Origin of the sequence: Cryobacterium sp. TMB3-10, from assembly GCF_004402305.1 — a bacterium.
GTDB lineage: Bacteria > Actinomycetota > Actinomycetes > Actinomycetales > Microbacteriaceae > Cryobacterium > Cryobacterium zongtaii.
Window position 1 is genome coordinate 384570 of sequence record NZ_SOGH01000020.1, and the last position, 23606, is coordinate 408175.

The 23606-nt window shown below is 68.5% G+C and carries 22 protein-coding genes; 10 read left to right on the forward strand and 12 right to left on the reverse strand.

What is annotated here, in order from left to right; translation table 11 throughout:
- The first annotated feature begins 37 nt into the window (after nt 1-37).
- Nucleotides 38-685 carry a DUF1345 domain-containing protein gene (locus E3T22_RS09905; RefSeq protein WP_240632461.1) on the forward strand — a complete coding sequence of 216 codons (648 nt, stop codon included), beginning with the start codon at nt 38-40 and terminating at the stop codon, nt 683-685.
- 28 nt (nt 686-713) lie between these two features.
- Here the strand turns inward: E3T22_RS09905 and E3T22_RS09910 are convergent, their stop codons facing one another.
- The 3 genes from E3T22_RS09910 to E3T22_RS09915 form a co-directional block, all read right to left on the reverse strand.
- On the reverse strand, nt 714-1562 hold the full coding sequence (locus tag E3T22_RS09910) for an SMP-30/gluconolactonase/LRE family protein (RefSeq protein WP_088456213.1): 849 nt from the start codon (nt 1560-1562) through the stop codon (nt 714-716).
- A gap of 57 nt (nt 1563-1619) precedes the next feature.
- Nucleotides 1620-1784, reverse strand: a complete 165-nt coding sequence (locus tag E3T22_RS19035; RefSeq protein WP_165787951.1) for a hypothetical protein — start codon at nt 1782-1784, stop codon at nt 1620-1622.
- A gap of 91 nt (nt 1785-1875) precedes the next feature.
- A complete protein-coding gene (locus tag E3T22_RS09915) occupies nt 1876-2601 on the reverse strand; it encodes an SOS response-associated peptidase (protein WP_088456214.1) in 726 nt (241 codons plus the stop codon).
- 83 nt (nt 2602-2684) lie between these two features.
- Here E3T22_RS09915 and E3T22_RS09920 point away from each other — a divergent pair, with 83 nt between their 5' ends.
- From E3T22_RS09920 to E3T22_RS09940, 5 genes are all read left to right on the forward strand, one after another.
- Entirely contained in the window at nt 2685-3434 is a 750-nt protein-coding gene (locus E3T22_RS09920; protein WP_174776230.1) for a hypothetical protein, read from the forward strand.
- Nucleotides 3431-5050, forward strand: coding sequence for a DNA polymerase Y family protein (locus E3T22_RS09925; RefSeq protein WP_134480016.1), 1620 nt, complete (start codon nt 3431-3433; stop codon nt 5048-5050). The genes E3T22_RS09920 and E3T22_RS09925 overlap by 4 nt, the downstream gene beginning before the upstream one ends.
- Before the next feature lie 71 nt (nt 5051-5121).
- Nucleotides 5122-8523, forward strand: coding sequence for an error-prone DNA polymerase (locus E3T22_RS09930; protein WP_134480018.1), 3402 nt, complete (start codon nt 5122-5124; stop codon nt 8521-8523).
- Between the two features lie 10 nt (nt 8524-8533).
- Nucleotides 8534-9373: a DUF3097 domain-containing protein gene (locus E3T22_RS09935; protein WP_194087749.1), complete on the forward strand. Its 840-nt coding sequence runs from the start codon at nt 8534-8536 to the stop codon at nt 9371-9373.
- Between the two features lie 250 nt (nt 9374-9623).
- Nucleotides 9624-9827, forward strand: coding sequence for a cold-shock protein (locus tag E3T22_RS09940; RefSeq protein ID WP_035840308.1), 204 nt, complete (start codon nt 9624-9626; stop codon nt 9825-9827).
- 183 nt (nt 9828-10010) lie between these two features.
- On the opposite strand, the gene E3T22_RS09945 is transcribed toward E3T22_RS09940, so the two are convergent.
- Together E3T22_RS09945 and E3T22_RS09950 are read right to left on the reverse strand one after the other, a co-directional pair.
- The gene (locus E3T22_RS09945; RefSeq protein WP_066595420.1) at nt 10011-10490 is read right to left on the reverse strand and encodes an Lrp/AsnC family transcriptional regulator; all 480 of its coding nucleotides are present in this window, start codon (nt 10488-10490) and stop codon (nt 10011-10013) included.
- Between the two features lie 137 nt (nt 10491-10627).
- Entirely contained in the window at nt 10628-12439 is a 1812-nt protein-coding gene (locus tag E3T22_RS09950) for a DEAD/DEAH box helicase (RefSeq protein WP_088457996.1), read from the reverse strand.
- Between the two features lie 182 nt (nt 12440-12621).
- On the opposite strand from E3T22_RS09950, the gene E3T22_RS09955 reads away from it, so the two are divergent.
- The gene (locus tag E3T22_RS09955; protein ID WP_134409034.1) at nt 12622-13461 is read left to right on the forward strand and encodes an SGNH/GDSL hydrolase family protein; all 840 of its coding nucleotides are present in this window, start codon (nt 12622-12624) and stop codon (nt 13459-13461) included.
- On the opposite strand, the gene E3T22_RS09960 is transcribed toward E3T22_RS09955, so the two are convergent.
- Both E3T22_RS09960 and E3T22_RS09965 read right to left on the reverse strand, forming a co-directional pair.
- Nucleotides 13458-14681 carry a D-alanyl-D-alanine carboxypeptidase family protein gene (locus tag E3T22_RS09960; protein ID WP_134409035.1) on the reverse strand — a complete coding sequence of 408 codons (1224 nt, stop codon included), beginning with the start codon at nt 14679-14681 and terminating at the stop codon, nt 13458-13460. The two genes, E3T22_RS09955 and E3T22_RS09960, sit on opposite strands and share 4 nt — an antisense overlap.
- A 63-nt stretch (nt 14682-14744) precedes the next feature.
- Nucleotides 14745-15548, reverse strand: a complete 804-nt coding sequence (locus E3T22_RS09965; protein ID WP_088456219.1) for an RNA methyltransferase — start codon at nt 15546-15548, stop codon at nt 14745-14747.
- Between the two features lie 162 nt (nt 15549-15710).
- On the opposite strand from E3T22_RS09965, the gene E3T22_RS09970 reads away from it, so the two are divergent.
- On the forward strand, nt 15711-16565 hold the full coding sequence (locus E3T22_RS09970; protein WP_088456220.1) for a Sir2 family NAD-dependent protein deacetylase: 855 nt from the start codon (nt 15711-15713) through the stop codon (nt 16563-16565).
- Nucleotides 16566-16609: 44 nt separating this feature from the next.
- The gene (locus E3T22_RS09975; RefSeq protein WP_241983657.1) at nt 16610-17179 is read left to right on the forward strand and encodes a histidine phosphatase family protein; all 570 of its coding nucleotides are present in this window, start codon (nt 16610-16612) and stop codon (nt 17177-17179) included.
- Between the two features lie 58 nt (nt 17180-17237).
- Here the strand turns inward: E3T22_RS09975 and E3T22_RS09980 are convergent, their stop codons facing one another.
- Together E3T22_RS09980 and E3T22_RS09985 are read right to left on the reverse strand one after the other, a co-directional pair.
- A complete protein-coding gene (locus tag E3T22_RS09980) occupies nt 17238-18323 on the reverse strand; it encodes a glycosyltransferase family 1 protein (RefSeq protein ID WP_088457998.1) in 1086 nt (361 codons plus the stop codon).
- 20 nt (nt 18324-18343) lie between these two features.
- Entirely contained in the window at nt 18344-19273 is a 930-nt protein-coding gene (locus tag E3T22_RS09985; protein WP_088456222.1) for an alpha/beta fold hydrolase, read from the reverse strand.
- A gap of 146 nt (nt 19274-19419) precedes the next feature.
- Between E3T22_RS09985 and treS the strand changes: the two genes are divergently transcribed.
- On the forward strand, nt 19420-21117 hold the full coding sequence (treS, locus tag E3T22_RS09990) for a maltose alpha-D-glucosyltransferase (RefSeq protein WP_134480020.1): 1698 nt from the start codon (nt 19420-19422) through the stop codon (nt 21115-21117).
- Between the two features lie 65 nt (nt 21118-21182).
- Here treS and E3T22_RS09995 read toward each other — a convergent pair whose 3' ends face one another.
- The 3 genes from E3T22_RS09995 to glgA form a co-directional block, all read right to left on the reverse strand.
- Entirely contained in the window at nt 21183-21434 is a 252-nt protein-coding gene (locus E3T22_RS09995; protein WP_066595443.1) for a type B 50S ribosomal protein L31, read from the reverse strand.
- Between the two features lie 133 nt (nt 21435-21567).
- Nucleotides 21568-22350, reverse strand: coding sequence for an ABC transporter ATP-binding protein (locus tag E3T22_RS10000; protein WP_088456224.1), 783 nt, complete (start codon nt 22348-22350; stop codon nt 21568-21570).
- Between the two features lie 40 nt (nt 22351-22390).
- Nucleotides 22391-23572, reverse strand: a complete 1182-nt coding sequence (glgA, locus tag E3T22_RS10005) for a glycogen synthase (RefSeq protein WP_088456225.1) — start codon at nt 23570-23572, stop codon at nt 22391-22393.
- Nucleotides 23573-23606: the final 34 nt, after the last annotated feature.

Sequence of the window (23606 nt, forward strand, 5' to 3'; positions counted from 1 at the left end):
CGCCCGCGCAGCGATTGATTTGTGCAACGATCAGCGAGTGAAGACCTCAACTCCGGTTCCCCGGGTGCACCGATCGAGCACCCGGTTCATCGTCATGGTGACCGTCGGCATCCTCGCGGGTCTGGCGTCTGGCCTGCTGGGCAACTGGTTGCTGGCGCCGGCGATCGGCTGGGCGGTCGCGGCTGTGCTTTACATCGGCTGGGTCTGGGTCAGCGTCGCTCCGCTGGACGCCGCCACCACGGCCGCGCACGCCACCAGGGAAGACCCGTCACGGGGCATCACCGACCTGTTGCTGATCCTGGCGAGCCTGGCCAGCCTCGGCAGCATCCTCATCGTGCTGGTGCAGGCACGCGCCGCTGAGGGGGCGGGCCAGGGCCTGCTCGCCGCGCTGGCGCTGGTCGTCGTCGCGCTGTCCTGGGTGCTCGTGCACACCCTGTTCGCCTTGCGGTACGCCTCGCTCTACTACGCGGATGATGACGGTGGCGTCGATTTCAACCAGCTGGAGCCGCCCAGGTACGCGGACTTTGCGTACCTGTCCTTCACAGTGGGGATGACCTTCCAGGTGTCGGACACATCACTGACGTCGTCGACCATTCGTGCGGTGGCCCTGCGGCACGCGCTGATGTCATTCCTGTTCGGCTCGATCATCCTGGCAACACTGATCAACCTCGTGGCCGGCCTCTGAGCCGTGGCCGCGGCGCCGTGCCGGGCCGCTAACCGGCGAAGGGCGCTTCCGCCAGTCCGGCCACCCCGGGGGTCACCGTGAAGACCGAGCCGGCCAGCGGGTCCTCGCCGGGGGCGAGACCTTCGCGGGACGTGGTGATGTACAGCCGGCGAAGGTCGTCGCCGCCGAAGGTGCACGCCGTGACCCGCTGCGCGGCCACCTCGATGACCTCGTCCAGGGTGCCCTCCGGCGAGTAGCGGCGCACCGCCCCACCGGCGTACAGCGCGACCCAGACGCCGCCCTCGCTGTCCACGGTGAGGCCGTCGGGGTAGCCGTCGGCGGAGGGGATGTCGACGAAGGGGCGCAACCCGGTCAGTCCGGTCTCCGGGGCCCAATCGAAGACCCCGATCCGGCCGGTCGGGGTGTCGTTGTAGTAGGCCAACGAGCCGTCCGGGCTCCAGGCGAGACCATTCGAGATGGTCACGCCCGCCAGGGCCAGCTCCACGGATCCGTCCGGTGCGAGCCTGTAGAGCGATCCGGCGCCGGTGCGCTGGTCATACGCCATCGAACCGCAGAAGAACGAGCCGTCCGGAGCGCCGCCCCCGTCGTTCATCCGCACGCTCGGATCCGCCCAGACCTCCGGCAGTCGGGTCAGGGTGCCGTCGGCGTCCTCGAGGGCGAAACCGCGTTCGAGGGCGATGACCGCACCGCCGCCCACGCGCGGTCGCAGGGCCGCGGCGATGCTGTCCACGTGCCGCCGGGTGACCGTGCCGTCGGCGGCCAGGGACAGAACGTCACCGGCGAACAGGTCGACGAGGCGCAGACCGCCCCAGGACTGTGCGAAGACCGGACCCTCACCGTGAAAGGTGATCGGGTCGGTGAGCTGTTCGGCGCGCATGGGTTCCTCGTGGCTGGGCTGGTCGGGCTGGGTGCCGGCCCGGCATCATCGGGCGGGCTAGTTGCGCAGTGCCCGCATCGGGATGGCGACGGCCGCGCTGACGGCCAGGATGCCGGCGAAGAAGATCGCGCCCTGCCAGGCGGTCACGGTGAAGGCCAAGCCGAACAGCCACAGGCCCAGGACGAAGATGGCCATCGCGACGACGAAGGTAAGAATGGGCATGGAATGTTCCTCTCAACGGTGCCGCGAAAGCTTATCCGGGCTCGTTTCGAGAGTACTAGTTCGCCGGGCACGGCGTGGAGCTGCGCGCCGGTCAGGCGCTGTACCCGACCTCACGCTCCGGGCCGAGCGGGTCGATGAGGTCCGGCGCATCACCGGAGACCGGCGCCACCTGATAAAAGGCCAACCCGGCCGCCGCCTCCGAGGAGGCCTCGACCGCCGCGTCGACGAGGGCCTGATCGCCATCGGCGTGCGGGTCCAACCAGCGGTCCCAGCACTCTTCAGGCAGCACAACGGGCATCCGGTCGTGGATCTCGGCGAGGGCGCCCTGGGCGGCTGTCGTGAGGATGGTGGCCGTCAGCACCCATCGGGCCGGGTCGTCGGGACCGAGAGTGGGATTGCGCCACCACGAGTAGAGTCCGGCCAGTGCCAGCGGCAGGCCGTCTTCGGAGTGTACGAAGTACGGCGTTTTCGTGGTTCCCACGGTGTGCCATTCGTAGTAGCCGGTGACCGGCACGATGGCCCGGGTTTTGGCCAGGGCGGTGCGGAATGTCGGCTTCTCGGCGACGGTCTCGGCCCGTGCGTTGAAGGTGGCGAAGGCGGCGGTCAGCTCCGGAGAGAAGGTCGGCACCAGCGACCAGCGCGCCGGTTCCAGCCGGCGAACGACCGGATCTGATTTCATCGATTCGAGCACAATGGCGATCTGCTCGGTCGGTTTCACGTTCCAGGACGCCGCCGGCAGCTCTCCGGCCTCGTGCTCGATGTCGAACATGGCGGCGAGGTCAGGCGCCGAATCGGTAATGATGAATCGCCCACACATAGGCTCAGGTTACCGTGCCTCCGAGGAGGACCCGGTTATCCACACGGGTTGACGAAATCGAATCTGTGTTCGAAAATTAGAGGGTGTCCATTCCGCTGACCTCCGTAGCGCACGCAGCCGGCTCTCCCGCCGGCTCCGCGGCCGAGCGGGTCAGCGAGCTCCAGGCGCGCATCCACGGAATGCAGCGCGACCGCTGGGATGCCGGTGGGCGGCCCGTCTCCGGGGTCCTCGCCGGGCTCCTTCCCGACGGGATCCTGCGCACGGGTGTGGTCTACACGGTCAACAACTCGACGTCGCTGATCATGGCCGTGCTCGCCGCGGCGACAGTGGACGGCGGATGGGGCGCCGTGGTGGGTCTACCCGATTTCGGCGCGGAGGCGGCGATCGGGTTCGGAATCGACCTCGAGCGAATAGTGCTTGTTCCCTCCCCCGCCGATCAGTGGTTGGCCGTGACGGCGGCGCTGGTGGATGTGCTGCCCATCGTTGTAGTGCATCCCGAGCGTGCGGTCGGCGACGCGGAGGCGGCCAGGCTCGCCGCGCGGCTGCGGCAGAGCGGCTGCACCCTGATCGTCGCCGGGACCTGGCCCCAGGGTGAGGCCGCACTTCGGGTCACCGACACCCGCTGGGACGGCCTGGGCGCCGGACACGGCTACCTGGCAGGTCGAGATGTGACCGTCCACGTCTCCGGGCGGAACGGCTCCGGACGACGGCGCTCCACGCTTGTGCACCTTCCGGAGGTCGCCACCCCGGGCGAAGCCGAACCTGCCCCGCGTCTGGACAGCGGCCGAGGCGGCCGAGCGCGGGCCGGCAGCCGGCAGCGGGCTGAGTCATGAACCGCGAACGCACCATCGTCTTGTGGTGCCCGGACTGGCCGGTGCTCGCCGCTCGGTCGGCCACCGGCCTGCCCGCGGATGCGCCGCTGGCTCTCATCGACCACGGGCTGGTGTTCGCCTGTTCGCCCGAGGCGCGCCGTCTGGGCGTCCGGCGCGGACTGACCGTGCGGGAGGCCCAGTTCCGGTGCACAGACCTCGTCGTGCTGCCCTATGACCCCGCGCTGGACCGGCGGGCCTTCGACCCGATTCTCGATGGCCTCGAGGACATCACGCCCGGTGTGGCCGTGCTCCGGCCCGGCACCTGCGCGATCCGCGCCCGCGGCCCGGTGCGGTACTACGGCAGTGAGGCCGCCGCGGCGCGAGCCATGCTCGGCTACCTGCACGGCGCCGGACTTCCCGAGGCCAGGGTCGGAATCGCCGACGGCCCCTTTGCCGCCGAGCAGGCGGCGCGGGCGGTCGGTCCCGCTGGTGTCGGGCCTGAACCTCGGGTTCACGTCGTCCCGCCCGGCGAATCCGCCGCGTTCCTGGCACCGCTGCCCGTGTCGGCAGTGGCTGAGGCGGGGCTCGGCACCCTGCTGGCCCGGCTCGGGGTGCACACCCTCGGCCAGCTCGCCGCCCTGCCCGCCCTGGACGTGCATCGTCGTTTCGGTGCTGCTGCGGCGCAGGCGCACGCCAGGGCGGCCGGGCGCGAGCACGAGGAGGTCGTGCCCCGCACCCCCACCCCGGTGTTCGACCGCGGCCAGGAATTCGAACCGGCGCTGGATCGCATCGACCAACTCGCCTTCGCGCTGCGCAGCACCGCGGACGCCTTCGTGCAGGGTCTGCGGGAGCAGACCCTGGTCTGCACGGCCGTCTCGATCCTGGTCAGCACCGAAGACGGTCTGTTGACCGAACGGACCTGGCGGCATCCCCGGTGGTTCTCGGCCTCCGAGCTGATCGACAGGGTGCGCTGGCAGTTACAGGGCGAGGGGCGGGCCGACTCCGGCCTGGCCGCCGGCGTCGTCCGGGTGGTCTTCTCCCCCGATCGGGTCGACGCCGTCGCGAACCACGAGGACGGCCTGTGGGGAACGGGGCCCGACGAGCGGATCCACCATGCCCTCACCCGGGTGCAGGGCCTGGTCGGCCACGCGGGCGTCGTCACGGCGGCCATCGGCGGTGGGCGGATGCTTGCCGACCGACAACTTTCCGTGCCCTGGGGCGATGACGGTGCCGCTTCGTCGGGCCGTGGTCTGAGCAGCAGTCCAGGCGGGGGTCCGGCCGGTGCCGCCAGGCCCTGGTCGGGGAGCCTCGACGGGCTGCTCCCCGCCACGGTGTACCGGGAACGCCATCCGGTCGCTCTCGTCGCCGACGACGGCCGGTCCCTGCGCGTCGATGACCGCGGCGCGTTCGATGGTGAGCCGGCACGGTTCTCGGCACCTCGGTTCCTCGAGGGCGCCGGCGGGGCCCAGCCGAGTCGGGTGCTGGCCTGGGCCGGTCCGTGGCCGGTGCGAGAACGATGGTGGGACTCGGCGGCCGCGCGCACCGTGCACCGGGCGCAGATCGTCGACGAGCGCGACGGCGCGTGGCTGCTGGCACTGGACGACGACGGCTGGCGCGCCGAGGCCCGGTATGACTAGGCCCGGTATGACGAGGCCCGGCATGACCGGGCCGGGGCCGACCAGCAGAGCAGAGAGGACGGGCCACCCCGATGGGATTCAATAACCCGCCCATTCCCTGGTCGGAACTGGAGCGCCGGCTCTCCGACCGGCGCCCCGGCGGCCCGCCCCCCGAGGCCGACGGCGGCGACAGCCCGGCCTGGTCCAGACACCGCCAGCCCTACGCGGCCCCGACCCCGCAGCGTCCGCCGGCCGAGACTGTCGTCGGCTACGCGGAGCTGCACGCCCACTCCAACTTCAGCTTCCTCGACGGCGGCAGTTCTCCGGAAGACCTCCTCGAGGAAGCCGGTGCGTTGGGCCTGCACGGCCTGGCCCTCACGGACCACGACGGGTTGTACGGGGCGGTCCGGCTGGCCGAAACCGCGGAGAGCTACCCGGACGTCCGCACCGTCTTCGGGGCAGAACTGTCCCTCGGGCTGACCCGTCGGCAAAACGGGGTGCCAGACCCAGAGGGAAGCCACCTCGTGGTCCTGGCCAGGGGCCAGGACGGCTATCACCGGCTGGCGGCGGCGCTCACCCACGGTCAGCTCGCCGGCGGCGAGAAGGGGCGACCCGTCTACGACCTCGAGGAGCTCGCCGAGGCATCCGGCGGGCACTGGAGCATCCTGACCGGGTCTCGGTCCGGCGCGGTGCGCCAAGCCATGCAGCAGGATGGTGACCTGGCGGCGGCCCGGGAGCTCGACCGCCTGATCGCCCTGTTCGGCCGTGACAGTGTGAACGTCGAACTGGTCGACCACGGCCGACCGCAGGACTCTGTGACCAACGACAGGCTGGCCGCACTGGCCGAACGGGCAGGCCTGCCCGTGCTCGCCACCAACAACGTGCACTACGCCCAGCCGGCCGACTTCAGGCTGTTCTCCGCGCTGGCCGCCGTGCGCGCCCAACGCAGCCTGGACGACATGGACGGCTGGCTGCCCGCGGCGCCCACCCAGCACCTGCGGAGCGGCGCCGAGATGGCCGCCCGATTCAGCCGGTATCCGGGGGCTGTCGCCCGAACGGTGCCCCTCGCTGACGAGCTCGCCTTCTCGTTGCGCCGGGCCAGGCCCCGGCTCCCCCGTCAGCACGTTCCGGACGGGCACACGCCCATGAGCTGGCTGCGTCAGTTGGTCTGGGACGGTGCGGAACGCGCGTACCCCGGCTACAACGCGAATGTGCGTGAGCGCCTCGAGAAGGAGCTCGCCGTAATCGAGGCAAAGGACTTCCCGGGCTATTTCCTGATCGTGCACGACATCGTGCAGTTCGCCCGGCGTTCGGGCATCCTCTGCCAGGGCCGGGGGTCCGCAGCGAATTCGGCGGTCTGCTTCGTGATCGGCATCACCGCTGTGGACTCGATCTTCTATCGCCTGCCCTTCGAGAGGTTCCTCTCCAGCCTGCGGGAAGAAGAACCCGACATCGACGTGGACTTCGACTCGGACCGGCGGGAGGAGGTGATCCAGTATGTCTACGAACGCTACGGTCGCCTCAACGCAGCCCAGGTGGCCAACGTGATCACCTATCGGCCGAAGTTCGCGGTTCGGGACATGGCCAAGGCCCTCGGCTACAGCACCGGACAGCAGGATGCCTGGTCCAAACAGGTGGAACGCTGGGGTTCAGCGGTGTCGAGCCCCGATCACGACATCCCCGACCAGGTCGCCGACCTCGCGTCTCAGGTACTCGGATTCCCTCGCCACCTCGGCATCCACTCCGGCGGCATGGTGCTCACCGACCGACCCGTCGGCGAGGTCTGCCCCATCGAACACGCCCGCAAGGAGAACCGGACGGTTCTGCAGTGGGACAAAGACGACTGCGCCTGGATGGGCCTGGTCAAGTTCGACCTGCTCGGCCTCGGCATGCTCGCCGCCCTGCAGTACACCTTCGACCTGGTCAAGGACGCTCTCGGCGAGGAGTGGAGCCTGGGGAGCATCCCTCGGGAGGAAGCCGGGGTGTACGACATGCTCTGCCGCGCCGATTCCATCGGTGTCTTCCAGGTGGAGAGCCGCGCCCAGATGGGGACCCTGCCGCGCCTGCAACCGCGCCGCTTCTACGACCTTGTGGTCGAGATCGCGCTCATCCGTCCCGGCCCGATCCAGGGCGGTGCCGTGCACCCGTACATCCGACGCAAGCTCGGCCAGGAACCGGTCAGCTACCTGCACCCCAAGCTCGAGCCGGTGCTCGAACGCACCCTGGGTATCCCCCTGTTCCAGGAGCAACTCATGCAGATGGCCATGGCCGTGGGCGGCTGCAGCGGCGAGGACGCCGATCTGCTCCGCCGGGCGATGGGCTCCAAGCGCGGGGTCGAGAAGATCTCCTCCCTGCGCGCCACCCTGTACGAGGGCATGGCCGGAAACGGCATCACCGGCGACCTGGCCGACGAGATCTACGAAAAGATCGAGGCCTTCGCCAACTTCGGCTTCGCCGAGAGCCACTCGATCAGCTTCGCCCTGCTCGTCTACGCCAGCGCCTGGCTGAAGCTGCACTACCCCGGCGCCTTCCTCGCCGCGTTGTTGCGCGCCCAGCCGATGGGCTTCTACTCGCCGCAATCCCTGGTCGCGGACGCCCGCAGGCACGGCGTGCAGGTTTTGCGCCCCGATGTGCAGCTCTCCGGCACCGCCGCGTTGCTCGAGGCGCTGGCCGACGGGTCGGGCGAGCCTGGGGGCCGCCCGGACTGTCTGGATCACGAGCAACCCGCGGTGCCGGACTACGACAGGACCCTGCCCGTGGATGATCGGGGCCACCGCAGGGACGGCGCCCTCGCCGTGCGGCTCGGTCTCGCCGATGTGCGCTCCATCGGCCAGGCGGTGGCTGAGCGGATCGTCGCCGACCGGGACAGATTCGGGCCGTTCCGGTCCATGAACGACCTGGCCCGGCGGGCTCGGCTGAACACCGAACAGCTCGAATCCCTGGCCACCGCCGGAGCCTTCGACGGGCTGGGCCTCGAACGCCGACAGGCCCTGTGGTCGGCCGGGGAAGCCGCCCAGGAGACCGACGCCCACCTGCGCGGCTCCTTCGAGACCGTGCAACCACCCCTCCTGGCCTTGATGACGCCTGTCGAGCAGGTGGCCTACGACCTCTGGGCCACCGGGGTTTCCACCGACGACCATCCGATCCGACACGCCAGGCCGGTCCTCGCCGCCAGGGGCGCACTGGCCGCGAACCAGCTGGCCACCAGCGAGAACGGTCGCCGGATCGAGGTCGGTGGTGTTGTCACCCACCGCCAGCGACCGGCCACGGCGAACGGTGTCACCTTCATCAACCTGGAGGACGAGACCGGCAACGTCAACGTCGTGGTGAGCGTCGGGGTCTGGACCCACTTCCGCCGGATCGCCCGGGAATCCCCCGCCCTGATGATCCGCGGCATCCTCGAACGTTCGCCGGAAGGCGTCGTCAACCTCATCGCCGACCGATTCGAACCCCTCACCGTGGCGGCCCACACGTCGTCGCGGGACTTCCGCTAGCGTCGATCCAGTGAATGAAGACCGATACTCCAATGACGTGCTCGCCGCCGGATGGCGGGAGGCCGGCCGCCGTGTCGTCCCCCAGCAGGAAGCCGTGCGGGACCTGGTTGTCGAGGAGGTCGCCACCGGGTTCTGCGGTGCGGTGATCAGGGTCGAGAAGAAGGTCGTCACCCTGGAGGACCGGCACGGGAAGCTCCGGCTATTCCCGCTCGGCGGTGGATTCCTGGTCGACGGCGAGCCCGTCGTCCTGGTGCCGCCCCGGGCAGCCGCCCCGGCCAGCCGGGGACGCACGGCGTCCGGGTCTCTGGCGGTGGCGGATGCGCCGGCGCGGGTGGCCAGGGCCAGCCGTATCTTCGTGGAAGGCCGCCACGACGCCGAGCTCGTCGAAAAGGTCTGGGGCGCCGACCTCCGCATCGAGGGCGTCGTCGTGGAGTACATCGAGGGTGTGGACAACCTCGCCGAACTGCTGGCGGAGTTCAAGCCGGGTCCGACACGCCGCGTCGGTGTTCTCGTCGACCACCTGGTACCCGGATCCAAGGAGAGCCGCATCGCCGAGGCCGTCGCCCGCGGTCCGAACGGCCGGCACGTCCTGGTGGTCGGGCATCCCTACGTGGATGTCTGGCAGTCGGTGAAGCCGGCCCGACTGAATCTGCCGGTCTGGCCTCAGATTCCGCGCAACATCGAGTGGAAGCACGGCATCTGCGCTGCCCTCGGCTGGCCGCACGACGACCAGGCCGACATCGCCAGGGCCTGGCAGCGGATCCTGGGCCAGGTCCGCACCTACGCCGATCTTGAGCCGGCATTGCTGGGCCGGGTCGAACAGCTGATTGATTTCGTCACCGTCGATTAGCGCCGTCACCGGCACACTTTGAGCATTTCTGTCAGAATTCGTAACACTTTGATCGTTTTTTCGCACAGATCTTCACGCAGACCGAGCGATGTGGGCTAGTGTTGTCGAAGTAGTTGTAGTGCTTGCACGTCTAAAAAACGTATCGACCCCGGTCGGTGCGGGCTTATTCCTTTCGGAAGCGGACGACGAATACCGCGACGAACGGCCTCGAAAGTCGGGGCCTTTCTAACACTCCTGGAGGAGTTTCATAATGGCAACAGGTACCGTGAAATGGTTCAACGCTGAAAAGGGCTTCGGATTCATCGCTCCCGACGACGGAAGCGCCGATGTCTTCGCGCACTACTCCGCGATCGCTTCGAACGGCTACAAGTCGCTCGACGAGAACCAGAAGGTCGAGTTCGAGGTAACCCAGGGCCCCAAGGGTCCCCAGGCCGAGAACATCCGCGCCCTCTAAATAGAGCTGCGGCAGCTCTCTAAAGCTGCTAACAACGCCCCCGCTTCGGCGGGGGCGTTGTGTTTTTAAGCCGCACACCCAACACAACTGTTCCCCATCCGGACACGTGCGCCCGGCGTGCCGGGTGCAGTTGTCCGCACGGGGAACAGTTGGTGCGGTTGGGCGGCGAAGCGGGCCGTCGTGCTACTTGACCAGGTCCTGCCAGCCGTCACCGTCGACGTACTCGAAGATCAGGTTGGTCTCGGTGTGCGCCACCGCCGGATGCTCCGCCAGGTGCTCGAGGACGAAGTCGCGCAGGTCGGAAGCATCCGCCGCGGCCACGTGCAACAGGTAGTCGTCGGCGCCGGCGGTGTGGAACAAACCGATCACGCCCGGCCAGTGTGGCGCTGCGCTGCGGAAGTCATCGATCTGCTCCCGAGCGTGCTTCGCCAGCCGCACCGAAATCAGGGCCTGCAGCGAAGCCCCCAGGGCGGCGAGGTCGATATTGGCCCGGTAGCCGCGGATGTGGCCGAGCTGCTGGAGCCGGCGCAGCCGGAGGGACACCGTGGACTCGGCAACGCCGATCTCGGCGGCCAACGCGGCGCCGGACGCGCGAGCGTTGACCGAGAGCGCGCGGAGCAGCGCCCGGTCGACGCGGTCCAGGTCGGCTTTCTTGGAATCCATACACGCTCTCTTTCGTTTGAGCGCAAGTTTATCGACCGATCTTCGACGGCGACACCCGCCCCTGCATCAACTGCGTCACAGTGGGGTTTCCGGCGGATGACGCCGGTGAAGCTGCGGCCGGGTCAGCTGCGGCCGGGTCAGCTGCGGCCGAGGCGGCGGCGGAGCAGGTCGATGCGCTTCTGGATCTGGGTGACGCTGGCCTGAGCGACCGCGGGCCCCCCGCACAGGCGGCGCAGCTCGGCGTGCACCATCGCGTGCGGCTCCCCCGCCAGCTTCGACCACATGCCCACGAGGCTGCCCAGCAGCGCCCGCTGCTCCTTGAGCGTGCGATACAGGGGCATCGGCTCCTCCGGTGCACCCTCGACCGCGGCGGCCGCTGTGCGCCGCTCAGAGCCGCGCTTGGCCTGGCGTTGCTGCCGCTGGCGCAGCAGTTCGGAGACCTGCTCGGGCTCGAGCAGCCCGGGGATGCCGATGAAGTCGAACTCCTCGTCCGTTCCGGGTTCGGCCAGTTCACCGAACTCGTCACCGTTGAACATCACCATGTCGAAGGTGGCCTGGGAGTCCAGCGCCTGCCAGGTGAATTCCTCTTGGCCGAGGTCGTCCGAGGCCTTGTCGGACTTATTGGCGGCCGCCACCATGGCGTCCTCGGGGTTGTACATACCGTCGTCGCCGTCGTCACGGTTGCTGCGATCCAGCGCGTGGTCGCGTTCGAGTTCCATCGCATTGGCGAGGCTCAGCAGTCCGGGAACGTTGGGCAGGAAGATCGAGGCGGTCTCACCGCGACGTCGGGCGCGCACGAACCGGCCGATGGCCTGCGCGAAGAACAGCGGCGTTGAGGCGCTGGTCGCATAGACGCCGACGGCCAGGCGGGGAACGTCGACGCCCTCAGACACCATCCGCACCGCAACCATCCAGCGCCGGGTGTTGTGCGAGAACTCGTCGATCCGGTCGCTGGATTCCTTCTCGTCGGAGAGCACCACGGTGGCCGGTTCGCCGGAAATCTCCTCGAGGATCGCTGCGTAGGCCCGTGCCGTGGTCTGGTCCGTGGCGATGACCAGGCCGCCGGCATCCGGGATGCCGTGCCGCACCTCGGTGAGGCGAGCGTCAGCGGCCCGCAGGACCGCGGGAATCCACTGACCGCTGGGTTCCAGCGCGGTCCGCCAGGCCTGTGAGGTGATGTCCTTGGTATTGCCCTCGCCGAGCTTGGCTTCCATCTCGTCGCCGGTGCGGGTGCGCCACTTCATGTGCCCGGCGTAGACCATGAACATCACCGGGCGCACGACGCCGTCTTCCAGCGCCCTGCCGTAGCCGTAGTTGTAGTCGCTCTGGGACAGCCGGATGCCCTGCTTGTCAGGCAGGTAGGTCACGAACGGGATGGGTGAGGTGTCCGAGCGGAACGGGGTGCCGGTGAGCGAGAGCCGCCGGGTGGCCGGGTCGAAGGCCTCGCGGATGGCGTCGCCCCAACTCAGCGCGTCACCGCCGTGGTGCACCTCGTCGAGGATCACCAGGGTGCGGCTGGCCTGGGTGAGTTCACGGTGCAGCGCCGCGCGGGTGGCCACCTGTGCGTAGGTCACGGCGATGCCGTGGAAATGGCTGCCGTAACGGCCGTGGGCGTTCTTGAAACCGGGGTCCAGGCGGATACCGGCGCGGGCGGCCGCGTCCGCCCACTGGCGTTTGAGGTGCTCGGTCGGCGCGACCACGGTGATGCGGTCGATCACCCGACGGGCCCGAAGCTCGGCGGCCAGGCGCAGCGCGAAGGTGGTCTTGCCGGCGCCCGGGGTGGCCGCGGCGAGGAAGTCGCGGGGCTGGTGCTGGAAGTACGCCTCGAGGGCCTCGGCCTGCCAGGCGCGGAGCTTGCTCGCGGTGCCCCAGGCGGCCCGTTCGGGGAAAGCCGGGGAGAGGTGCTCCGCGGCGCTGGTGCCTGCAGGCCCTCGAGCCGGCCCGAACACGGGCGGGGTATCGACGGTGTCGGCGAGAACGCTGTCACGGTCAGGCAGGGCGAACAATCCGGGTTCAGTGGTCTCCCGGTGCGAGGGTTCCCGGAAAGCGGATCCGAAGTCAGGTGGAGTAGTCACTTCATAAGAGATTACCAACTCGCGCCGACATCTGCCCGACGGTGCAGACTGACAGCATGTCGAAACAGCAGCATCCGTGGTCTCGCTACGTCGCTCTCGGCGACTCCTTCACCGAGGGTGTCGGTGACCCGGAACCGGCCAGCCCGGGCGGAAACCGCGGCTGGGCGGATCGTGTCGCCGAGATGCTCAGTCTGGGCTCAGACGAATTCGCGTATGGCAATCTTGCGGTCCGCGGCAAGCTGATGAACCAGGTCCTGGCCGAGCAGGTGGGTCCCGCGTTGTCCCTGCACCCTGATCTGGTCACGATCTCTGCCGGCGGCAACGACGTGCTGCGGCCGGGCAGCGACCCGGATGCCATCGCGGCGCGGCTCGACGACGCGGTCAGCGTGCTCGGGTCCGAGGGCGCCACGGTGGTGGTCTTCACCGGAACCGATGTGCGCTTCTCCCCCGTGCTGCGGGGTCTGCGAGGCAAGGTGGCCATCTACAACGAGAACATCCGCGCCATCGCCACCGCCCGAGACGCCATCGTGGCGGACATGTGGTCCCTGACCGAGATCCAGGACGCCCGGATGTGGGCCCCCGACCGTCTGCACCTCAACCCGCTCGGCCATCACACGGTGGCCAGGATGGTGCTGGACGCGCTCAACGTGGTCAATCCGCTCGAGCCGCAGCTGCCGGAGCCGATGCCCGGTATCACCTGGCGCCAGGCGCGCACCGAAGACCTCGCCTGGGCGAGGGAGTTTCTGGTGCCCTGGGTGCTGCGCCGGGTGCGTCACCAGTCCTCGGGAGACAACATCCTGCCCAAACGTCCGGACGCGGACCCGGTGACCAGACTCGACCAGGCGGCGGAAACCGAACCCGTACCCGTACCCGTACCCGAACGCGGAATCGGTTAGATCTCGCCGGGGTTCGTCCAACGCCAGAACGGCCCCGGATCGGTGATGGTCTGATCGAGGACGAGCGGAACCGAGACGGTGTTCGTCCCGACGGTCACGTCGACGCTGCCGACGGAATCGCCCTTCTCACCCAGGGTCACCGGTGCGACATCGACGGTGCTCTCGATCGGGGTGTCCGACCACACCACGGCGGACTCGGACGTCTCGGCCACAGCCTGCGCCGACTGGCCCCAGGGGGTCGTGTAGGTACCGAAGGGGGTGCCGGCCTCGACCAGCGTCACCGTGCGAAATCCGGGGCTCACGCTCTCGATGAGGCTCAGGATGCTCTCGTTGAGTTCGCTGTGAGTGTCCCCGCCGAGCACGACGCCCACGAGGGTGACCGAGGTGTCGCCGACCGGCACGTCGACCGCGAAGAGCAGGCAGGCTCCGGCCTCGTCCGTGGTGCCGGTCTTGATGCCGTCGACGCCGTCGACGCCGAGCAGCTTGTTCGTATTGGTCACGGTGCCCACGGTCGGGATCACGGCGCTGGGCATGGCCACGATGCTCGCCAGAGCGGGATCGGCCATCACGAGCTTGCCGATGGCCACCAGATCGGCCGGACTGCTCACGCTCTGGGCGGAGATCCCGCTGGTGTCTGCGACGACGGTGCCGGTCAGGCCGTTCGCGGCCAGATAGTCCGCCGCGGCGACCAGGTACGCGTCAACGGAACCGAACGCCCACACGGCCAGGGAGACGCTGTAGTTGTTCGCGGATGGGATCAGCATCGTTTCGAAGGCTTCGCGCTGGCTGAGCACCTGACCGGCTGAGACGGGCGCCACCGAGCCGTTCTCCGCGATGGCGTCGTAGTAGATGTCGACGTCATCGTCGGTGAAGGTGATGTCGGGACCTGGCTCGTCGCCGGTCAGCGGCTTGGCCTGGAGGATCACCAGTGCGGTGACCATCTTGGTGATGCTGGCGATGGGCATCGAGGCCTGGTCACCGGTGGAGCCCAGAACCCCGTCAAAGCCGACGGCGCCGATGGCGCCGGCCCCCTGGCCGGGCCAGGTGGGCTCGACGGCCGCCTGGCTGAGCGCGGGCGGCTCGGTGAGGGTCGCGGCCGTACTGGAGACGGGGGCGAGGCCCGTGCTGGTGAGGTAGGCGCCGAATGCGAGGATGACGGCGAGCACGCCGAAGAAGGCGAAACGCCGACGGCGGTAGACCTGGCGACGGGAGTTAGACATTCGATGATTCTAACCACGGCTGCCGTGCCGGGTTGGCAGGGTCGCCGCGCGCCAGTGAAACGTCTAGGCGCGGAGCGCCCACAGGGCCACGGCGCTGGCCGAGGCCACGTTCAGCGAATCCACTCCGTGCAGCATCGGGATCGTGACCACGGTGTCTGCCGCGGCCAGCGCGGTGTGGCTCAGCCCGTCGCCCTCGGTACCGAGAATCAGAGCCACCCGATCCGGCGGGTCGTTCGCGAAGACGTCCAGGGAGACGGCATCGTCGGCCAGGGCCAGCGCGGCCAGGTGGAAGCCGTGCTCGTGCAGAACCGTCGCGGCCTCGTCCCATTCGGGCAGGCGGGTCCAGGGCACCTGCAGCACGGTCCCCATGCTCACCCTGACGCTGCGCCGGTACAACGGGTCGGCACAACGTGGGGTGATCAGCACGGCGTCGGCGCCGAGCCCCGCGACCGACCTGAAGATCGCGCCGACATTGGTGTGGTCGACGATGTCCTCGAGTATCACGATGCGCCGGGCACCGCGGATGATGTCGGCCACCGACGCCAGGTCGGGGCGGTGCATGGCCGCCAGGGCGCCACGGTGCAGGTTGTAGCCGGTGAGCTGCTCCAGGAGTGCCGCCGAGCCCACATAGATGGGGACATCCGGCCAGTCCGCCAGCAGACGCTGGGCATCCGGCAGCCACTGCTCCTGCACGAGAACCGAACGCGGCCGATGCCCGGCGGCGAGGGCCCGGCCGATGACCTTGGCCGATTCGGCGATGTACAGGCCGTTCGCCGGTTCGGACACGCGGCGCAGGGCCACGTCGGTCAGGCGCGAGTAGTCGGCGAGGCCGGGCGCATCGAGGTCGGTAATCGGGACGATCTGCACGAAAGTCGCCGCCTTTCTGGGTGGTGTCTGATGCCGGCTGCCGGCGTCGGAACCTCGAACCGTAACACAGCCGAAAACTGACCAGTTTAGACTCAGAGGACATCGGCGCCACGCCAGCTCCCCCGGGGCCCGGCCGGCGGCGACGGACGAGGATGGAGCATCATGACGGCCGAGACTGTCCTGACGACGTCGGCGGCGGCCGGAGAAGACCTCGACGCCGTGGCCGCGATCCTGCGCGGCCGGCGCACGGCGGTCCTCACCGGAGCCGGGGTGAGCACCGATTCCGGAATCCCCGACTACCGCGGGGCGGGCGCCCCGGTGCGAGTGCCGATGACGTTCCAGACCTTCCTCGCCGACGAACGGGCGCGCAAGCGGTACTGGGCCGGCAGCCACCTGGGCTGGCACCGGTTCCGGGCGGCCGAACCCAATCTGGGGCACCGGTCCCTCGTCGCCCTCGAAACGGCCGGCCTGGTCAGCGGCATCATCACCCAGAACGTCGACGGCCTGCACACCCGAGCCGGGTCCCGGCACGTCGTCGATCTGCACGGATCCATGGACCTGGTCGTCTGCCTCTCCTGCGGGCAGGCCTTCGGCCGGGACAGCATCGCCGCCCGCCTGGAGACCCACAACCCGGTGCTGGCGGACCCTGACCAGGTCGAGATCGCACCGGACGGCGACGCCATCGTGGTTGACATCGACAATTTCATCGTGCCGGACTGCTCGGTGTGCGGCGGACTGCTCAAACCCAATGTGGTGTTCTTCGGTGAGCTGGTCCCGACCGGGAAGTTCACCGCGGCGGCCGCGTTGGTGCGGGCGGCGGACGCCCTGATCGTGGCGGGCTCCTCACTCGCGGTGAATTCGGGGATCCGGCTGCTCGAGCAGGCCAGGCGCCGCAAGCTGCCCATCGTGGTGATCAACCGCGGGCCGACCAAGGGCGACGGGCGCGCCCTGGTTAAACTGGAGGCAGGCACGTCGGAGACGTTCGCCGGGTTGGTGAGCAGACTCACCGACCTCTAGCCGGCCAGCCGCCGAGCAGCACCCGTCCAGCAGAAGGCAGCGTTGTGATCACCAAGTTCGCGATTGTCAGGCACGGCCAGACCGACTGGAATCTCGAAAGACGGATTCAGGGCAGCACCGACATCCCGCTGAATTCCACGGGCCGGGCTCAGGCGGCGGAAACCGGTCTGCGACTGAGCCGTCGCCACTGGGACGCGGTCGTGACCAGTCCTCTGCTGCGTGCGCACGAAAGCGCCAGGATCATCGCCGGTGAGCTGGACCTCCCGGCGCCGCTCGTTGTTCCCGAGCTGACCGAGCGTCACCACGGCCAGATCGAGGGGCTGACCTTTGCCCAACGCCAGGCGCGGTTCCCGGACGGTTCCTCGGTGCCGGGACTCGAAACCCGCCAGGCCGTGCTCGACCGGGTGCTGCCGGCGTTGGAAGACATCGCCCTGACCTACGCTGGGCGGGAGATGGTCGTGGTCTGCCATGGCGGTGTGATCGGCACGCTTCTCCGCTACGCCACGGACGGCACCAGGCCGGCCGCGGGTGAGCTCATCCCGAACGGTTCGATTCACGAGTTCCGGTGGGAGAACGGCCGGCTCCAGCTGGAGGACGTCGTTTCGGCGCGCTGAGAGACCGCGCTGGCAGACCGCGCTGGGAGACCGCGCTGTACCGCGCCGTAAACCGCGGTCAGCGTCGGCGGGAGGCCGCCTGGGTGCTCTGCAGCACCCGGAGCAGCCGTTCGGCGGACTCGGCCCAGGTGAAACGCCCGGCCTGAATCACGGAGAGCCGTGAACGGCTCAGCCACTCCCCCGGCGCCTCGAGTCCGCGCACCGCGGCCGCCAGCGCATCCGGGTCCAGCGGCGGGACATAGCCGGCCGCATCGCCGCCGATCTCCCGGAAGATGGGGATATCGCTCACCAGCACCGGAATGCCCAGGCTCATCGCCTCGACCAGGGGGATGCCGAAGCCCTCGTCGAGGGACGTCGTCACCAGGGCCGTGGCGCTGGACAGCAGGGAGACGTATTCCTCGTCACTGACTCCGTTGTGGAAGACCAACGTCGCCTGAGGGGCGAGGGCGGTCAGCCGGGCGCGTTCGGCGTCACCGACGCGGCTGAGCAGGTGCAGCTCATACCCGGGCAGGGCCGCGGCTGCTCGCACCAGGGTGTCCACGTTCTTGTAGGGCATGAACGAACCCATGTAGATCAGGCGTGTGGTCTCCGGTCCGGATCGCTCACTCGGCGCCGCCGCCGCGGCGACGGAATCGGCCGCGTTGGGCACCACGGAGACCGGCCGGCGGGTGAGCCGGTGGCGGTTGATCAGCGCGCCGGTGGTTTCCGACACCGTCACGACGCCGTCGGACCGGTTCAGCAGCATCCGTTGGGGCACCCAGGACAGGTGGTACAGCCGCCAGAGCAGGCGGATACCGATGGAGAAGTCTCGCGGCGGGGTGCGATTGCGGTAATAGATCAGGTCGTGCACGGTCAGCACCAGCTTGTAGCGCCTGCCCCACGAACCCATTGTCTGCATCGGGCTGAACACGATGTCGGGGGCCAGCCTGTTCACGGTCAGGGCCACCAGCGGTTCCAGCAGGCTGGTGGGCGAACGCACGAGTTGCCACGGCAGCGCCGGCAACATTGCCAGCTGCCGGTGGTCGCTGATCAGCATCGTCACCGGATGCAGTCGGCCCAGTTCGGTGACCAGACCGGCGGTGTACCGGCTGATGCCGTCGTGCCGGTCGATCCGGGTGTAGCGGCAGTCGAAGACTATCCGCAGGGGGCCAGAGGCCGAGGCCGTCACGACGCGGCTGCTTCGGGTGCGCCGGCCGGGCTGACCGGATCGAGGAAGGCACGCAGGGCTTGCGCCGCGTCCTCCGGAACCTCGTAGTGGATGAGGTGGCCTACCCCGGGCAGGACGTGCAGCCGGGCATCCGGGAACTGGGCGCGCAGCCGAACCTGGGCGGGCACCGGGGTGATGTCATCCTTCTCGGCGGCGATCAGCAGGGTGTGGGTATCGATGGCGGCGGCGTATTCGCTGACGTCGTGGCTGACGGATGCCGTGAACGCCTCCAGCACCACCGTCCGGTCCGCGAAAGCGGAGAAGTACCTGTCGTGCTGGTTGTGAATCCAGCGTCGCCGTTGCCGACTCCGGGTTTTGGCCATGGTGATGCTCATCACCCGCACGATCACCCGGTTGCGCAGGAGCGCGAACCCGAGCCGTTCGGGAAGCTTGGACGCCAGCCAGTAGTAGAAGACGGCAAGCCGGGTCAGGATGCCCCGGGGCCCGGACAGGGCGGGGGCGGCGATCGGGTTGACCAGTACCAGTTCCTGGGCGGGCAGGCCGCCTGGTGCCGCGGCGGCCGCGGCGACGACGATCGACCCGAACGAGTGGCCGAGGACCACGACCCGGCCGGGCAGCGCCAGGAGGCGCAGGAACTCGGCCAGCCAGGCGGCATAGGAGTCGATGGAGTGCGGTGCCGTGTCGAATGCCGCCGATTCGCCGAAACCGGGTAGGTCCGGCGAGATGATGCGCAGACCCTGGAGCTGGGCGACGACGGCTTCAAGGCCGTGGTGGTCGCCGCGGAACCCGTGCACCATCACGATTGTCGTCGGGCTTCTGGGGTCTCCGTACTCCCAGTAGCGGGTGTCGCTGCCCAGCACGGCGAGGGTGTGGGCGCGCGCGTCCATGAGGGTGAGCAGGTCGGCGTAGGGCGAAGGAACGATCATCGCTCCCAGTTTAGGCTGGCGGCGAGCGAGTGGCCCGACCGAAGTTGCACCGATCGACCTAGAATCGGTCGTATCTGCACCATCCACATCCGCGTCGGGTGGTGGCCGCCCCCGGCCACGGCCGCGTCAGGGACGGAAGGAACGCCGTGAGCTTCACCGCACCCATCCAGCTGCCCGGGTTGACCCTCGATCCAAGGTGGTACCGTCGCGCGGTGTTCTATGAGGTGATGGTCCGGTCATTCCTCGACAGCAACGCGGATGGCACCGGGGACCTGTCCGGGCTGATATCGAAGCTGGACTACCTGCAGTGGCTGGGTGTCGACGCGCTGTGGATCCCACCGTTCTTCACGTCCCCGCTGCGTGACGGCGGCTACGACGTGGCCGACTACCGCACGATCCTGCCTGAGTTCGGCACCCTCGACGAGTTCAAGGAACTCGTCACGAAGGCGCACGAGCGCAACATGCGCATCGTCATCGACCTGCCGCTCAACCACACCTCCGACCAGCACCCGTGGTTCCAACAATCCAGGCAGCAGCCCGACGGAGAGTTCGGTGACTTCTATGTGTGGAGCGACGACGACGGCAAGTACCCGGACATCCGGATCATCTTCACGGACACCGAGGACTCGAACTGGGCTTTCGACTCCGTCCGGCGCCAGTTCTACTTCCACAGGTTCTTCTCCCACCAGCCCGACCTGAACTACGACAACCCGGCCGTGCACGACGCAATCCTCGGCGTGGTCCGGTACTGGCTGGACCTGGGCGTTGACGGGTTCAGGTTGGACGCGATCCCCTATCTGTACGAGTCGGACGAGGGTAACGGCGAGGGCGAGCCGCTGACGCACGAGTTCATCAGACGGCTGCGGGCCATTGTGGACCGGGACTATCCGGGGCGCATCATGATCGCCGAAGCCAACCAGTGGCCGCGGGAGGTGGCCGCCTTCTTCGGTACCGAGGATGAGCCGGAGTGCCACATGGCCTTCGACTTCCCGGTGATGCCCAGGATCTTCTATTCGCTGCGCTCCCAGCGCGCCGATGAGCTCGTGCGGGTGCTCTCCGAAACGACCGACATCCCCGAGGGCGCCGGATGGGCGGTATTCCTGCGCAACCACGACGAACTCACCCTGGAGATGGTCAGCGAGCAGTACCGGCAGGCGATGTACGGCTGGTACGCCTACGACCCACGCATGCGCGCCAATATCGGTATCCGCCGTCGCCTGGCACCGCTGCTGGACAACAGCCGCTCGGAACTCGAACTGGCCCACGCCCTGCTGTTCTCCCTGCCGGGGAGCCCGTTTTTGTACTACGGCGATGAGATCGGGATGGGCGACAACATCTGGCTGCCCGACCGGGACAGCTCCCGCACGCCGATGCAGTGGACACCGGACCGCAACGGCGGGTTCTCGGCGGCGGACCCCGGCAAGTTGTACCTGCCGGTTGTGCAGTCACTGGTCTACAACTTCGGCCAGACCAACGTCGAATCCCACCTCGCGCAGTCCGGTTCGCTGCTGCACTGGATCCGCAACGTCATCCACGTACGCACCAACCATCCAGCGTTCGGGTTGGGGTCGCTCACCGTGCTGTCCACCGATCACGAGTCCATCCTGGCCTTCACCAGGGTGTACGCCGGTTCGGGGTCGAGCTTCGGCGACCAGCCGGAGACCCTGCTCTGCGTGTTCAGTTTCGCGCACAACCCCGTCGCGTTCCGGATCCAGGAACCCGACCTGGCGGGCACCCGGCTCTACGACATCTTCGGCGGGGCCGTGTTCCCCTCCTTCGACGAGGAGGGCGGGCTCACCCTCACCCTGGGTGCGCAGAGCTTTTACTGGTTGCACTGCGGCTGACCGGAGGGCGCAAAAAAAGGGCGACCTGCCTCAGCAGGTCGCCCTTCAGGCGTAATGCGGCGTGGTTACTTGCCGAAGCCCTTGTAGCGCGAGTTGAACTTCTCCACGCGTCCGGCGGAGTCCATGATGCGCTGCTTGCCCGTGTAGAACGGGTGCGACTCGGAGGAGATTTCCACGTCGATGACCGGGTACGTGGTGCCGTCTTCCCACTCGATGGTCTTCGAGCTGGAGACCGTCGAACGGGTAAGGAACGTCGCACCCGACGCGAGGTCGCGGAAGACCACGGGAGCGTATGTGGGGTGAATGTCAGACTTCATGGAGACTTCCTTGTTGCGTTTCGATGGGTGGGATCTGGCTCGCCGGTTGCGGCAGAAAAGTGTATCGGTCACGAGGACCAGCTATCGAGTTTAGCAGAATCTTGAGGCCGGGAGTGGCCAGACGCTGGAAAGCTCAGATTGCGCGTGCCGAGTAGCGTCCGTCGGTCTCGGTGAGTTCGATCGGGAGACCGAACGCCTCGGTGAGAGTGTCGGAGGTCAGCGCCTCGGCCAGGGGGCCCGCGCTGACGACCTTGCCGCCGGCAAGCAGCAGCACGTGGGTGAATCCACGCGGGATTTCCTCCACGTGGTGGGTGACCATGATGATGGCCGGGGAGTTGGGCTCGCTCGCGTATCCGCTGAGCAGGCGCAGCAGTTCTTCCCTGGCACCGAGGTCGAGGCTGGCGGCCGGTTCGTCCAGAAGCAGGATCTCCGGGTCGGTCATGATGGACCTGGCGATCTGCACCCGCTTCTGCTCGCCGTCGCTGAGGGTGCCGAACTTACGGTCGGCGAGGTGATCCAGCTTCCATTCGCCGAGGACGCGCTGGGCGCGACGCTCGTCGATCTCCTCGTATTCCTCGTTCCAGCGGCCGGTGACCGAGTATGCGGCGGTCATCACCACGTTCAGAACGGTCTCACCGGCGGGCACCCGGCGGGCCATGGCGGTGGACGCGAAGCCGATCCGCGGACGCAGTTCGAACAGGTCGCTACCGCCGAGCGGCTCTTCGAGGACCTCGGCCGTTCCCTGGGAGGGATGGATGAGCGCGGCCGCGATCTGCAGCGTGGTGGTCTTACCGGCACCGTTGGGGCCCAGGATCACCCAGCGCTGATCGCCGTCGACGCTCCAATCCACTGAGTCCAGGATGGTTGTGCCACCCCGGACGACGGAAACTCCGGTGAAGTGAAGAACGTTGACCATACAGCCATGTTATCGGGCGCCGCCCGGGCCCCCGGTCACGCTAGAGCAGCGCGGCGTAAATCTCCCGAGTGCTCGCGGCGATCTGACCCCAACTGAACATTTCCTCAGCACGCACTCGGCCGGCGCGGCCCATCTGCGCCGCCAGGGCGGGGTCGGCCAACACCTCGGTGAGGGTCCGGGCCAGATCGGACACGAAGATGTCAGGGTCGGTCGGGGTGCCGGTGCCGTCGGTGAGCTGGTTGATCGGTACCAGACGTCCCGTCACGCCATCCGCCACGACCTCGGGGATGCCGCCGGTTGCGGTGCCGACGACGGGCAGACCGCAGGCCATGGCTTCAAGGTTGACGATGCCCAGCGGCTCGTACACCGACGGGCAGACGAAAACGGTTCCGGCGGTGAGCACGGCCGACAGTTCGTGCTGCGGAAGCAGCCTGTCGATCCACACCACACCGGAACGTTCGCGTTGCAGAGCCTCGACCAGCTCGGTCACCTCGGCGAGGATGCCGGGGGTGTCGGGGGCGCCGGCACACAGCACGAGCTGCACCTCCGGCGGCAGCAGGGCGGCCGCACGCAACAGGTACGGCAGACCCTTCTGGCGGGTGATCCGGCCGACGAACACGACGGAAGGCCGGTCGGGATCGATCCCCAGGGCGCGAACGACGTCATCGTCGGTGGTCGGCTTCCACCGGTCGAGGTCGATGCCGTTGTAGACAACGTGCACCCGCGACTCATCCAGCGCCGGGTAGCTGCGGAGGATGTCGGCGCGCATTCCGCCGCTGACAGCGATGACGGCATCCGCCGCCTCGAAGGCGGTCTTCTCGATCCAGCTCGACACGCGGTAGCCGCCGCCGAGCTGCTCGGCCTTCCACGGGCGCAGCGGTTCGAGGCTGTGCGCCGTGACGACGTGGGGCACGCCGTGCAGCAGCTTGGCGATGTGGCCGGCACCGTTGGCGTACCAGGTGTGCGAGTGCACCACATCGGCGCCCTGCACGTCCTGGGCCATCTGCAGGTCCACGCCGAGCGTGGTCAGCGTGGCATTGGCGTCGGCGAGTTCGGCCGGGACGCCGTAGGCGACGGTGTCGGCTTCGGCCCGCTGGGCACCGAAACACCGCACGGTGACATCGATGTCGGTACGGAGGGCCTTGACCAGCTCGGCGACGTGGACGCCGGCTCCTCCGTAGATCTCGGGCGGGTATTCCTTGGTAAGCAGATCGACGCGCATGCAGTAAAACTAGCGCAGGCTGAACGACGGACAC